A 13,879-nucleotide genomic window follows, 5' to 3' on the forward strand; every position below is an offset into this window, starting at 1 on the left:
ATATTTGTGCATATCGCGGAATAGGATAGATCATACGCCTTTTATGTGCTACCCGAGAAGGGGCATGAGTGAAAAGTTTAACTTTTTGCTTATGCCTTTTTGTTTTGGCGTGGCTTTGTACGGGCTGTATGCACTCCGGCGGGAGGATGCACAGCTTCTTCTGCCCCCATTTGTTAGCGGTATCGATTTAGATTTGGCCAAACCAGCCTATTCATCAGGAAATGAAGTCGATTATCTTGGACCAGAGTTTGCTGTAGACGGAAAATGGGGACAAGAGTATCGGATCCCCCACGTTATTCTGCGTTTCAAATTCATTTATAGTATAATGATTGCAACTGTATGGGATGGAAAACAGGGAAAAGAGGGAACAGATGCCTACTATACTTGTTGCTGACGACGATGCGAACATTCGCGAACTTGTCTGCTTATTTCTACGCAACGACGGATTCGCAACAGTCGAAGCCGCGGACGGCAAGGAAGCACTAGCCGTCTACGCCGCGACGCATGTCGACCTTGTTGTGCTCGATATAATGATGCCGATTATGGATGGTTGGACGTTATGCAAGGAGCTCCGTAAAGCCAATCCAGATCTTCCGTTACTTATGCTGACTGCGAGAGGCGAAACATGGGAGAAAGTGAAAGGTTTTGAGTTGGGGACCGATGATTATTTGACGAAGCCATTCGATCCCTTGGAGTTGACGGTGCGTGTTCGAGCATTAATGAAACGATACCGGATTGGCTCCACACAGACGATCCAGTTCGGCAACGTCACGCTTGATCGACAGACCTATAAGGTGATGAGAGGGACGGAGTCGCTTACGCTGCCGCTCAAGGAGTTTGAATTGCTGTATAAACTAGCTGGAACGCCTGGACAGGTCTACACACGCGAGCAGTTGATCGATCAGATTTGGGGGATCGATTACGCCGGAGATGATCGAACGGTAGACGTACATATTAAACGCCTGCGTGAACGGTTCGCAACTACATCCGATTTTCGTATCGAGACGGTTCGTGGGCTTGGATACCGGCTTGAGGTTTACGAATGATCAGATCTTTATATATACGTGTTGTCCTGACATTTTTAGTGTCCGTTATCGCAGGCACGATCATTTCCTTTTTTGTGTCTACTTTGATGTTTGAAGAAAAATTAAACGAAAACGCACAAATCAATATTCGTAACTTTGGCCAAGACATTGTCCGGATTTACAAGACTCTTCCGTTAAGTGAAGCGGACTCGTTCGTAAGTGAGATGAAGATGCTCGATTCTTATCATATTCGGATTTACGAAGCAACAGGTCAGTTCCAGTCGTACGGAAGAGTTAACGAACACAAACCTGCCACTGTGACGAAGGAGCAATTAAAGAAAGTAATAGATGGAGGCGTTGTTCAAGACAATCCGAAAGGTATTGGCAAGGTCCTTTTAGGACTGCCGTTGAAAACGGAACTGGGAACAAAAGCGATGTTCTTGGAAATGCTCGCCCCCCCTTCCACCTCCTTTGTCACCATGTGGGCATCGATCTTTGCAACTTGTTCGTTGATTGCAGGAAGCTTAATTATTCTGGTGGCCTCCATATTTTTGGTAAGACCGATCAAAAAGCTGACAAAGGCGACCAAGCGTATAGCTGCTGGAGATTTCAACGTCAAGCTGAATATTAAGCAAACGGGTGAGTTGGGTACTTTGGCTCGCAGCTTCGAAGAGATGATGCACGATTTGCAGCAACTGGAGCAGATGCGCAGGGAATTCGTAACGAATGTGTCGCACGAGGTTCAGTCTCCGCTCACCTCGATATCCGGTTATGCGCTCGCGCTCAAGCAAGTAGACTTGGCAGACCACGAACGAAGCCGTTATCTTGATATTATCATCGCTGAAGCGAAGCGGATGTCCAAGATGAGCGACAGCCTGCTCAAGCTGAGTTTGCTTGAAGCGCAGTCACAGCAGCTTCGTTTGGCCACACTTAGCCTTGATGAGCAGATCAGACGGGTAATTGTGGCGCTTCAGCCGCAATGGTCTGCCCGCAGCATCCGTTTCGAGCTCAATTTGAAGGCTGTTCGCCTAACGGCTGATCATGATCTATTAAACCAGGTATGGACGAACATAATCGGCAATAGCATCAAATTTTCGGTGGATGGCGGCATTATTGACGTCAGCATCAAACAAGATGCCAAAAATGTGACCGTCCGCATATCCGATACGGGCATTGGGATTTCCTTGGAGGATCAGAAACGGATATTCGAACGTTTTTTCAAGGCAGATCGTTCACACAGTCGTAAGTATAGCGGCAGCGGTATGGGACTTGCCATCGTTAAACAGATTGTATCGCTTCATCAAGGCGACATTCGAGTGCAAAGTGAACCTGGTCAAGGAACGACCTTCATTGTCACCTTGCCAATCATTACGCCAACAGATAGTTAGATTCATAGGGTATCGATCGGATTGACTAGACCGCGTTCCCCATGCTGCGGCCCACATGCAAGTTTCCTTGTATGTAGGCTGCAGCATTTTTTTCTTGTTCATATTCAGTTCATATTGTCGTCATGGGGAGTACATCTCTATTGTATATGCTTGCTTAACGGTCAGTTAAGGCAGTCCGATACAGAAATAACGACAGGAGAAGATGAGAGTGAAAATAGGCGAGGGAACGAAAATGGATTTGGATACAACAACAGGCAAAAAACCAGCTAGTAAGATGAAAAAGTGGCTTAGCATTTTACTAAAAGTGTTAGCAGGATTGGTTATAGCAATCGTACTTTTTTTAGCCATTGTGTTTATAGTTAATGTGATCAGCAACAAATCAGAGGAAGGAAAAATAAAACCCTATGGACAGTTTGTAACCGTTGATGGGAAAAATATGAACGTATTAATTCAAGGACAAGGTGAAGAAACAGTCGTGCTGCTACCAGGTTTGGGAACAGGAACACCAGCACTGGATTTTAAGCCGCTAGTAGATCAGTTATCACCATTTTACAAAGTCGCAGTGATTGAGCCTTTTGGTTATGGATTAAGTGATGGAACCGAAAAAGAACGAAGCACAGGAAATATTGTAAGTGAAATTCATGCAGCTTTACAGAGTCTTAAAATTGATCGATATATTTTAATGGCTCACTCCATTTCAGGCATTTACGGACTAGATTATGTGAACAAATATGAACACGAAGTGAGTGCATTTGTCGGGATCGATAGCAGTGCTCCCAAGCAATACGGTGATAAGGTTGTTGAATCTCCAATATCAAATACAACAATTACGCTACTTAAAAAATCAGGTTTAGCCAGATTAATAATGAAACTAAGTGCTGACCCATATGCTAAAATACCAGTTGATGATGAAACAAAAGAACAAATGAGAATTCTTTCTTTCAAAAACTTCAGAAATCCCACCATTGTGAATGAAATAGAAAGTAGGTCTTCTAATTTTAAGGCAACTGAAAATTTAACATTCCCAAAAAACCTGCCTGTTATATTCTTTTTACAACCGGATAGTACAGGAATTGAAGGATGGTCAAAACTACATGAAGAGCAAGTAAAAGATTCTGTACTTGGAAAAGTGATGGCATTTGAAGGAACCCATTATTTACACCATACCAGATCAAAAGAAATCGTTGAAAACTTCAGGGGATTTATGGAAGAAGTAAAAAAGACAAGTAGATGATTTTTAAAATGGAAAGTTTGTTTGTAACTATTTGATGTAACAACGTGCTCGCATTCGTTTTATCTTAACACGGTCCTCGTATTATCCATGCTACGGCATCACGTGCAAGCTTCCTTGCATTTCATGTCGTAGCATTTTTTGATCGTTCATATTCAGTTCATATTGCCGTCATGAGGAGTACATCTTTGTTGGTTAAACTTTCATTAGTCGCACGGTTAAGGTAACTGAACAAACAGATCAAGACAGGAGTAGATGAGAGTGACACAAACAGAGGAAAAGAAAACGGGAAATGGAACGAAATTTAAGAAAGTGCGCAGCATTTTACTTAAAATCATAGCAGCAATCGTTATCGTTATTGTTCTGTTTCTAGGGATTGTTTATATCATGAATGTAATAAGTACGAATTCGGAGAAAAAACAAATAGAGCCCTATGGTCAGCATGTATCTGTAGACGGGAAAAATATGAATGTGCTCATTCAAGGAACAGGCGAAGAAACGATCGTGCTCCTACCTGGTTTTGGAACAGCTACACCCGCACTTGATTTTAAGCTGCTCATCGATGAGTTAGCTCCATTTTACAAAGTTGTCGCGGTTGAGCCTTTCGGTTATGGATTAAGTGATGAAACGGAAAAAGAGCGAACCACAGAGAATATCGTAGGTGAAGTTCATGAAGCGCTGCAGCAGCTTAACATTAATCGATACATGCTCATGGGTCACTCTATTGCAGGTATTTACGGCATTGATTATGTGAGCAAATATCGAGATGAGGTAACTGCATTTGTCGGAATCGACAGCAGTGTTCCAACACAACCAGGTATGGATGTTAAATTCCCATTAAAAAAATTAGAGCTTCTCAAAAAATCAGGTCTCTTACGATTTGCTCTTAAATTTAGTGCTGACCCCTATAAAGGTCTGGCATTCGATGAAAAAACCGTAGAGCAAATGAATTTGATCACGAAACAAGTTAGTAACAATGACACAATGTTGAATGAAATGGATCATATTGGATCTAATTTTAAAGGTGCTCATGGCTTAACATTCCCGAAAGACCTTCCACTTCTTCTCTTTGTGCAAGCGAATAATGAAGCGAGAAAAGAATGGGTTCCTTTGCATGAAGAACAGGCCAAAGAATCGGTACATGGAAAAATAATCACCATGGTGGGATCGCATTATTTGCACCACACCCAATTCAAAGAAATTGCGGAGAATGTTAGAGCATATATGAAAGAAGTAAAGTAAGTGTATAGGTAAAGTCACCGCCACGATTTAGCAAATGGTCATAAGTCATATGTGGAACCGCCCTTTGGGGCGGTTTTTCATTGTGCGGTTGTACCCATATAAGATGTTATCACATGGTAGGACTGAATTGGCTAAGCACTTGTATGTTCTATGTTACGGCAGGCCTGTGCAAGCTTCATTACATATGACGACGTGGCATTTATTTTCTTGTTCATATTCGGTTCATATTGACTTCACGGGGAGTACATCTTCATTCGTTACACTTTCATTCGTGGGCACTTCAAGCTTTGTTGAAAAAACAGATCAGGACAGGAGTAGATATGAATGGTACAACAAGTGGAAATGAAAACGAGGAATCGAACGAGAACCAATAAAGTACGAAACATCTTTCTAATAGTCATTGGAGCAATCATAATAGCCATCGCCCTTTTTCTAGCCATTGTGTATACAGTTAATCTTATATGTAATCAATCGGAGTTAAACAGATTAGAGCCTTACGGCCAGCACGTAGCTGTAGACGGGAAAAATATGAATGTTCTAATTCAAGGAGCAGGTGAAGAAACCGTGGTACTTCTACCTGGTCTTGGAACAGCGGCACCCGTACTGGACTTTAAACCGATAATCGAAGAGCTATCACCCTTCTACAAAGTAGTCGTCGTTGAGCCTTTTGGTTATGGGTTAAGTGATCTAACCGAAAAGGAACGAACCACAGAGAATATTGTCCGTGAAATTCACGAAGCGTTACAGGGTCTTAACATTAAACGTTATATTCTAATGGGCCACTCCATTTCAGGCGTTTACGGACTCGAATATGTGAATAAATATGAAAACGAGGTAAGTGCATTTGTCGGGCTCGATAGCAGCGTTCCAACGCTAACGGAAAAGGTTGAATCTTCACAATTAGAAATGGCTAAACTGTTCAAAAAATCAGGTCTCTCCAGATTGACCATAAAATTGGGGGAGGACCCATTGGCTGAACTGCCCTATGATGATAAAACGAAAGAACAAATGAGAATCCTTATGCACAAAAACATATTTAATTCCAACCTTTTAAATGAAATTGAACATATGTATTCTAATTTTAAAGCAGCTGAAAGCGTCTCATTCCCGAAAAATCTTCCCGTTATTTTCTTTGTCCAAGCGAATCATCCAGTTACGGATCAATGGATACCGGAGCATGAAGCGCAATTAAAAAATTCTGTACATGGAAAAATGATGCTGTTTGAAGCAGATCATTACATCCATCGTACCAAAGCCAAAGAAATTACAGAGAATTTGAGAGAATTTATGAAAGAAATAAATTAAGTAATCTTGTTCATACTCCATTCATATTGTCGTCATGGGGAGTACATCTTCGTTGTATAGGCTAGGTTTAATGGCTAGTTTAAAGTAGCCATTAAACCGATGAAGGCAGGAGAAGATGCGCATGAAACGAAGTGAGGTAATGAACAAGAGAGTGGGTACGAGAATAGCTAAAAAACGAACTTCAATTGCTGCTTTTACTCTGATGCTAACCATGTTAGCTCCGATGTCAGCAATGGCCGCTCCGGCTACGAGTAGCAGCACTTTTACCTATGATGCAACAAAGAAAATAGTTGCTGAGAAAGCCAAAATACTAACAGAAACTTACGGTACTACGAGTCTGCAATATGCACTCATTGATAAAGGAGAGATTGTGATCTCTGGGCAGGCAGGCAAAAACGATCTAAAGGATAAAGTACCTCTTACTTCAAAAACGATATATGGCATAGGTTCAACTAGCAAAATGGTACTTACAGCGTCTGTTATGAAGCTTGTTGATGAGGGCAAGGTCGATTTGGATGTTCCACTTGTGAACTACATACATGACTTTAAAATGAAAGATATTCGTTACAAGCAAATTACACCACGCATGCTGCTGAATCATTCCTCTGGTCTGCTCGGTACCTCGGGCCATAATGCTACATTATATGGGGATAATGATACTTACTCACATGATACTTTTTTAGAGCAATTGGCGACTCAAAACTTAAAGGCAGATCCAGGAGCATACTCCGTATATTGTAACGATGGTTTTACGCTGGCTGAGATTCTGGTAGAGCGAGTTAGCGGCATGGGCTTTACTGCATTCATTCACAAATATGTTACTGAGCCTCTGGGCATGAAAAATACCAAAACACCACAGGATCTTTTGGATCCATCGAAAATGGCTGGGATCTATTCCCCTCTGTATAAGGGGCAGCTTCCAAAAGAAAATTATAACATCATTGCTACTGGAGGCATCTACTCTACAGCTGAAGATCTCGTCAAATTCTCGCAAATCTTCACGGGTCAGGTCGATGGGATTCTTTCTAGCAAGTCAGTAGAAGCTATGGCCCAAGAAGAATATAAAAGAGGCATGTGGTCAGAAGATAGCGATACATCTATTTCTTACGGGTTAGGGTGGGATAGTGTGAACTTGTTCCCATTTAACGAATACGGCATCAAGGCGGTTACAAAGGGGGGAGATACCATATCGTATCACTCATCATTAGTGGTGCTCCCGGATTACAACATGGCTGCAGCGGTTACTTCTTCAGGTGGTTCAAGCGCAACTGATCAACTTATTGCGAGTGAACTGCTGCTCAGCGCACTTCAGGAGAAGGATCTTATTAAAGAACGGAAGCCGGATAAGTCATATGGCGTACCTATAAAGGCAGATATGCCGAAGGAAATGTCCCAGTATGCAGGTATTTACAGTGGTGGTTCAGGTAAGCTAATGAAGGTGGAACTGAATGCTGCCGAACAATTGTCGGTAACCACACTTACCTCTCCAAACAGCCCTGATCAAAAGTATACGTATACGGCTGATGGTTCTTTTGTAAACGATAAAGGCACAGAAAAATTGAAATTTGTTGTGGAGAAAAATGGGCGCGCCTATTTGTGGTCCCGTTCCTATTTATCTGTACCGGGGCTTGGACAGTTAGCTTTCTCAGAATATAAGGCAGAAAAGCTTGAAATGAGTGAATTCTCTCAGGAGATTAGGGCCTCATGGGAAAAGCGTAAAGGCCAAAAATATTACTTGATGAATGAGAAATATACATCAACGTTCTACCTCAATGCTACACCAATCATACCTATTCATTTCCTTAAGGAGGTTCCGGGCTTTGTCTCGAACCATAAAATTATTGGAGCAAACGAAGCGGTGAACCAACTGCAAATCCCTGGCATGGCAGGTCGTGACACGAAGGAAATCAATTTCTTTACTAAGAATGGATTAGAGTATTTTACGGCAGGAGGGAACATATACGCTGGTGAGGAGCTTGTAAAACCGCTCCATACGGGTACTCAATCGTCGACAACGATCCAAGCGGACGGCTATGCCAGATGGTATTCAGTGCCTGCGGCTGCCAAAGGAAAGGTTATGGCAGTTACAATGCCTTCAAATGGCGCCTTTGCTGTCTATAATCAGGCTGGTATTTGTATGAACCATACTATTGTCAGCGGTAATAATCAGGTCGTATTGCCAGAGAATGGTAGCATTGTATTTGCAGGTGAGATCGGCTCCAAATTTGAGATTACATTGAAATAATAAATTAGGGCTTGTCTACGAGACTGTTATATAAGGACATTTGAAAGGTAGAAAATGATGAAAAAAGTACTAATCATGATGCTCAAAATATTAACAGTCATCGTTATCGTTATAACACTATTTATTGCCATTGTTTATATCGTTAATATCGTCAACAACAAATCGGAGCAAGGAAAAATAAAATCCTATGGTCAGTCTGTAGCTGTTGATGGGAAAAATATGAATGTTTTGATTCAAGGAAAAGGCGAAGAAACCGTCGTGCTGCTACCAGGGTATGGAACAGCAGCACCAGCTCTTGATTTTGAACCGCTGGTGAAAGAGTTGTCTCCTTATTACAAGGTTGTCGTAGTCGAGCCTTTTGGATATGGGCTAAGTGATGTAACAGAAAAGGAACGAACCACAGAGAATATGGTAGATGAAATTCATGAAGCATTAAAGAGTTTAGACATCGACCGATATATTCTAATGGGTCATTCAATTGCAGGCATTTATGGCTTGAATTATGTGAACAAATATCCAAACGAGGTGAGTGCATTTGTCGGGATCGATAGCAGTGTTCCAACGCAAGACGGTACGGATGATCCATTTCCATCAGGAGCATACAAACTGCTCAAAAAATCAGGTTTTTCCCGGTTGTTCATGAAACTGAGCTCCGACCAATTGGTTGTACCAATCGAAGATGATGAAACTAGAGAACAAATCAGGATCCTTACGCTCAAAAACATGTTTAATCCGAACGTCCTAAGTGAAGGTGAACATTTTAGCCCTAATTTTAAAGGTGCTGAAAACTTGACCTTCCCGAAAAATCTTCCTGTTATTTTCTTTTTACAAGCGAATGATACCGAAACAAAAGGATGGATACCACTGCACGAAAAGCAAATCAAAGATTCTGTACATGGAAAAGTGATGACATTCGAAGGTGGGCATTATTTACACCATACTAGATCCAAGGAAATCGTCCAAAACTTTAGGAAGTTTATGAAAGAATAATATGTGCATAAGGGATGAAAAAACCGTCATATTTGACGGTTTTTTGTTTGTCATAGTGAGCCTGCCAGAGATTCATATGTATGCCGTATTATTTTTGCTTGTTCATACTCCGTTCATAATGGCGTCACGAAGAGTACATCTTCGATGGATAAAATTTCTTTAACGGTCCGTTAAAGTAGCCCAGAAGATGACAGGAGATGATAAAGGTGAAACCAAGAGAAATAACAAATATGAGTATAGGTACGAGAACAGGTAGAAAACGAATTTCAATCGTCGCTTTAACCCTCGTGTTAACGATGCTTGCTCCAATGTCTGCAATGGCCGCAACGGCCACTAATAACAGCGCTAAACTTCCTTTTGATGCGTCTAAAAAAGTAGCTGTTGAGAAAGCCAAGGTGCTTATAGAAGCTTACGGTACGACAAGTCTGCAATATGCGCTCATCGCTGATGGAGAGATTGTCATTTCAGGATATGCTGGGAAAAATGACATAAAGGACAATAAACCACTCACTTCAAATACGATTTATGGCATAGGTTCAACGAGCAAAATGGTGCTCACGGCGGCTGTAATGAAGCTTGTAGATGATGGAAAGATAGATTTAGATGAACCTGTTGTGAAATATATACCTGATTTTAGAATGAAAGATGACCGTTACAAACAGATAACACCACGTATGCTGCTAAATCATTCTTCCGGTCTTCAAGGAACTACATCAAATAACATTTTTTTACATGATGATAATGATACTTATGCACACGATACTTTGTTAGAGCAACTGGCGACTCAAAACTTAAAGGCAGATCCAGGAGCGTACTCGGTATATTGTAACGATGGTTTTACGTTAGCCGAGATTCTGGTAGAGCGAGTTAGTGGCATGGGATTTACGGCATTTATACACAAGTATTTGACAGGTCCTCTGGAAATGAATCATACGAAAACACCGCAGGACCTCGTAGATCCAACGCAACAGGCCGGGATCTATTTTCCTGCCTATAAGGGACAGATTCCAAGAGAGAGTACGAACACAATTGCGTCGGGTGGCATTTCTTCAACAGCTGAGGATCTCGTTAAATTCTCACAAATATTCACGGGACAGGTTGATCATATTCTTTCTAGTAAGTCGGTAGAAGCTATGGCACAAGATGAGTACAAAAGAGGCATGTGGCCGCAGGAAGCTGATCCGTCCCTCGTCGCATACGGGCTAGGCTGGGATAGTGTGCGCTTGTTCCCATTTAACGAATACGGCATCAAGGCACTTTCGAAAGGAGGAGATACGGTATCCTACCATTCATCATTAGTAGTGCTCCCAGAATACAACATGGCTGCAGCCGTCGTCTCTTCAGGTGGTCAAAGCATACTAGATCAAATGTTAGCAAATGAAGTACTGCTTAGTGCACTTCAAGAAAAGGGTGTTATTCATGAGCGGAAACAAGAAAAGCTGCATAACTTATCTATAAAAGCAGACATGCCCCAGGAATTATCTCAGCACGCGGGTATTTATGGTGGCGTGTCAGGTGCCTTAACGAAGGTAGAAATAAACCCATCGGGCGATTTGTCTGTAACCACAGTGAAAGCTCCGAATAATCCTGCTCAAAAGTATACGTATAAGGCAGACGGTTTTTTTGTGAACGATAAAGGCACAGAAAAAATAAAATTTGTTGTTGAAAAAAATGGGCGTACCTACTTGTGGTCCAGCTTATATATAACTTTACCAGGGCTTTCACAGACGGCTTTAATAGAGTATAAAGCTGAGAAGCTCGAAGCTAATGTATTATCAAAAGACGTAGCTGCCGCATGGGAGAAACGTGAAGGTAAAACATTTTATGTGGTAAATGAGAAATATTCATCGGTGCTCTATACTAAATCTGCACCAACTGTAACCATTGATATGGGTGTTCCAGGGTATTTCTTAACGAATAAAATTATTGGAGCAGACAAAGCGGTGAATGGGCTGCAAGTTCCTGGCTCAGCTGGCCGAGATACGATGGATATCAATTTCTTTAAGAAAGATGGATCAGAGTATGTTACGGCAGCGGGTTACGTATACGCTAATGAAGATCATTTCAAATCGCTTTATTCTGGGAAAGAATCAACAACAACGATCAAAGACGACGGCTATGCCAAATGGTATTCCGTGTCTGCGGCTGCCAAAGGAAAAACCATGACGGTTAAGATGCCTAAGAATAGCTCCTTTGCTGTCTATGATCAAGCAGGAATTTGCATCAACAACACTGTGGTTAGCGGTAAGGATCAAGTCATATTACCGGAGAATGGTAAGATCGTTTTTGCAGGAGAAGTTGGCTCTAAATTTGAGATTTCATTAAAATAATAAATATGGACTTATCTAAGAGGCTGTCTCATAAGGTCATTGTTGACCTTATGAGACAGCACTTTTTTTGTACGGCCGCAGAGGGGTGTTTAGCGGAAGATCGATATCCCAAACATCAACGCTATTTTCTAAATTTTAAACGCCAATTGGATGAGAGAATCCAATTGGCGTTTTGTGTTTCATTTTTATTTACAGCATATAAAATGTGAATATTACTATTCAATCTTGTTAATTGTTAGTAAGAGATTGTTGATACTGAGACCAGAGCGTATTTACACCAATACCTGTGATTGATTGGATTTGATTCTCTTTCCATACCAGAATTTCATTAGGCTGCAGGCCGTATGGAATCATACTTGTTGCATTTAATGCTCGAATGAAACCACGGTGCTTCGTATCCTCAATCCAGCGAATGAAGTTTGCTGTTCCATTGCTGTGCCAAGTGCCACCAGCGCCGACACCATAGCGATTATGGTAACCTGCTGCATAACGTAAACTATCAGCCACAGCTTCCACATCAAAGTTGCTATATTGATAAGCATGACCCAATTCATGGTAAAGCATGCCTATAATTTCGTCGCGTACAGAATTGTTGGGATTAGAAGCAACGTTTGCAAGATGTTGTGAGCTGATGCCTAATGTTTTAAGTTCACTATCACCCGATATCCAGGCTGCTCCAGGAACGTTCTCAATTTTCACTAAGATCTTCTTTACTCTAAGCGGCATATCTAACGGATTTTTGTAGAAGATTTCATTTACTTTACGAAGGATAGCTGTGATATCTTTCTCGGCGTTTGGCATAGCTTCTTCAAACAATGTGCTCCCTGAGAGGTTCTGAATTTCGATGATTGGGTTTTCGGTATGCCACATGTCATTGATGCGAGAAAATTCGACTTCACTCAATTGCACAGTGTAACCGCTGTGATTTTGAATATTGTTGAGCTTATAATATCGGTAGGATGTCGTGTTGTTATTTAAGAGGTAATGTTTGCGTTGATGTCTAAGGTTGAAGTTCTCATTGTTTTTCGTATCTAAGGTTGTCCAGTTGACAGTGTCATTTGATCCCTGCAGCACCCAGCTCTTTGGATCACCATCGGCACTATTGTTATTCGATTTGGCAGATGTGAGCGCGTAACCATCGATCGTTACTTGCTCGCCGAAGTCGAACTGCAACCATGCCTTATTGTTATAAGCTAGCCACTTGGTCGTGCTTGTCCCATCAACGAGGTTCGCTTTCGTATCGGATGGAGCATTTTCTTCGCTGGCTGTAACCGTAGGTTTAATCGTTCTTACCGTCTGCTGCTCATCACCGAACAGTTTAATTTCAGACAACTGCAGCAGTTGGCCATTTTCGTATTGATTAACAAATGAGTCGAACTTTACAAATTTATAAGCTGTCGTATTGGCAAATGAGTAGGTTTTTGTTTGGTGTCGAGAAGTAAAGGATTGATTCTGCTGTGTATCCAAATCCGTCCAGGTAATCCTGTCGTTAGATCCTTTTAGGATCCAGCTTTTTGGATCTCTTCCAGGCTCATCTTCTGCGGATGTAATGGAGTAGGATTTAACGCTCTTTGCAGAGGGGAATTCATATTGCAGCCATGCTGGGGAATTAAATGTTAACCACTTTGAAAATATATACTGGTCGAATGCTTTATTCTTCCCTTGATCTGTTCCATTCTCTCCACTTGCTGATACCGTTCCGCCTACAGCCAAATTTATTGGAATAGTGGTAGTAGTGGCTTCGGCTGCCTCAGCTGTAGGAATAAATACATTGGTGTGGACACCTAATCCTATTGCGACAGCTAGGAGTATAGCTCCCAATTTTTTCATGTTGTCCCCTCGTCTTTCCATTAAGTGTAGTGTTAATACCGATAATTGAGAGTAAGCTCTAAGCTCCTTTCTTAAAATTAATTTGATAATTATGTAAAAGGATAGCATAAATAACCGAGTAATCACAGCTATTTAAATGTGATTATTTTGTAAACAAAATGAACAGAATCAAACAAAATGAAGCTAAGCTCTATATTATATGTAATTAGAAATACATGCTAAATCGTTACGAATTGTATGGGGTTCTAAATGATGAAAAAAGACTCGATAGCTTACGCTTCGAGTCTTTTAAA

At 41.3% G+C, this 13,879-nt stretch carries 10 protein-coding genes; 9 read left to right on the plus strand and 1 reads right to left on the minus strand.

Annotated elements, in window-relative coordinates; translation table 11 throughout:
- Window positions 1-64: 64 nt before the first annotated feature.
- From QP775_RS23815 to QP775_RS23855, 9 genes are all read left to right on the plus strand, one after another.
- Complete coding sequence (locus QP775_RS23815; protein ID WP_285109181.1) at window positions 65-394, plus strand: hypothetical protein; 330 nt, start codon at window positions 65-67, stop codon at window positions 392-394.
- Entirely contained in the window at window positions 372-1,046 is a 675-nt protein-coding gene (locus QP775_RS23820) for a response regulator transcription factor (RefSeq protein WP_285109182.1), read from the plus strand. Before QP775_RS23815 ends, QP775_RS23820 begins: the two co-directional genes overlap by 23 nt.
- A complete protein-coding gene (locus QP775_RS23825; RefSeq protein ID WP_285109183.1) occupies window positions 1,043-2,413 on the plus strand; it encodes a sensor histidine kinase in 1,371 nt (456 codons plus the stop codon). The genes QP775_RS23820 and QP775_RS23825 overlap by 4 nt, the downstream gene beginning before the upstream one ends.
- Before the next feature lie 202 nt (window positions 2,414-2,615).
- Window positions 2,616-3,647 carry an alpha/beta fold hydrolase gene (locus QP775_RS23830; RefSeq protein ID WP_483312043.1) on the plus strand — a complete coding sequence of 344 codons (1,032 nt, stop codon included), beginning with the start codon at window positions 2,616-2,618 and terminating at the stop codon, window positions 3,645-3,647.
- Between the two features lie 258 nt (window positions 3,648-3,905).
- Window positions 3,906-4,886, plus strand: a complete 981-nt coding sequence (locus QP775_RS23835) for an alpha/beta hydrolase (RefSeq protein WP_285109184.1) — start codon at window positions 3,906-3,908, stop codon at window positions 4,884-4,886.
- 324 nt (window positions 4,887-5,210) lie between these two features.
- On the plus strand, window positions 5,211-6,191 hold the full coding sequence (locus tag QP775_RS23840; protein ID WP_285109185.1) for an alpha/beta fold hydrolase: 981 nt from the start codon (window positions 5,211-5,213) through the stop codon (window positions 6,189-6,191).
- Between the two features lie 121 nt (window positions 6,192-6,312).
- Entirely contained in the window at window positions 6,313-8,436 is a 2,124-nt protein-coding gene (locus tag QP775_RS23845) for a serine hydrolase domain-containing protein (protein WP_285109186.1), read from the plus strand.
- A gap of 54 nt (window positions 8,437-8,490) precedes the next feature.
- Entirely contained in the window at window positions 8,491-9,426 is a 936-nt protein-coding gene (locus QP775_RS23850) for an alpha/beta hydrolase (RefSeq protein ID WP_285109187.1), read from the plus strand.
- 197 nt (window positions 9,427-9,623) lie between these two features.
- Window positions 9,624-11,756, plus strand: a complete 2,133-nt coding sequence (locus tag QP775_RS23855; protein ID WP_285109188.1) for a serine hydrolase domain-containing protein — start codon at window positions 9,624-9,626, stop codon at window positions 11,754-11,756.
- Window positions 11,757-11,984: 228 nt separating this feature from the next.
- Here the strand turns inward: QP775_RS23855 and QP775_RS23860 are convergent, their stop codons facing one another.
- A complete protein-coding gene (locus QP775_RS23860; protein WP_285109189.1) occupies window positions 11,985-13,586 on the minus strand; it encodes a discoidin domain-containing protein in 1,602 nt (533 codons plus the stop codon).
- Window positions 13,587-13,879: the final 293 nt, after the last annotated feature.

Source organism: Paenibacillus sp. UMB4589-SE434 (genome assembly GCF_030226685.1).
Taxonomy (GTDB): domain Bacteria; phylum Bacillota; class Bacilli; order Paenibacillales; family Paenibacillaceae; genus Paenibacillus_B.

Excerpts from the sequence above, each read along its gene's own strand:
- QP775_RS23815 (WP_285109181.1), top strand. The coding sequence starts at position 65 with ATGAGTGAAAAGTTTAACTTTTTGCTTATGCCTTTTTGTTTTGGCGTG.
- QP775_RS23820 (WP_285109182.1), top strand. The coding sequence starts at position 372 with ATGCCTACTATACTTGTTGCTGACGACGATGCGAACATTCGCGAACTT.
- QP775_RS23825 (WP_285109183.1), top strand. The coding sequence starts at position 1,043 with ATGATCAGATCTTTATATATACGTGTTGTCCTGACATTTTTAGTGTCC.
- QP775_RS23830 (WP_483312043.1), top strand. The coding sequence starts at position 2,616 with ATGAGAGTGAAAATAGGCGAGGGAACGAAAATGGATTTGGATACAACA.
- QP775_RS23840 (WP_285109185.1), top strand. The coding sequence starts at position 5,211 with ATGGTACAACAAGTGGAAATGAAAACGAGGAATCGAACGAGAACCAAT.
- QP775_RS23845 (WP_285109186.1), top strand. The coding sequence starts at position 6,313 with ATGAAACGAAGTGAGGTAATGAACAAGAGAGTGGGTACGAGAATAGCT.
- QP775_RS23850 (WP_285109187.1), top strand. The coding sequence starts at position 8,491 with ATGATGAAAAAAGTACTAATCATGATGCTCAAAATATTAACAGTCATC.
- QP775_RS23855 (WP_285109188.1), top strand. The coding sequence starts at position 9,624 with ATGATAAAGGTGAAACCAAGAGAAATAACAAATATGAGTATAGGTACG.
- QP775_RS23860 (WP_285109189.1), bottom strand. The coding sequence starts at position 13,586 with ATGAAAAAATTGGGAGCTATACTCCTAGCTGTCGCAATAGGATTAGGT.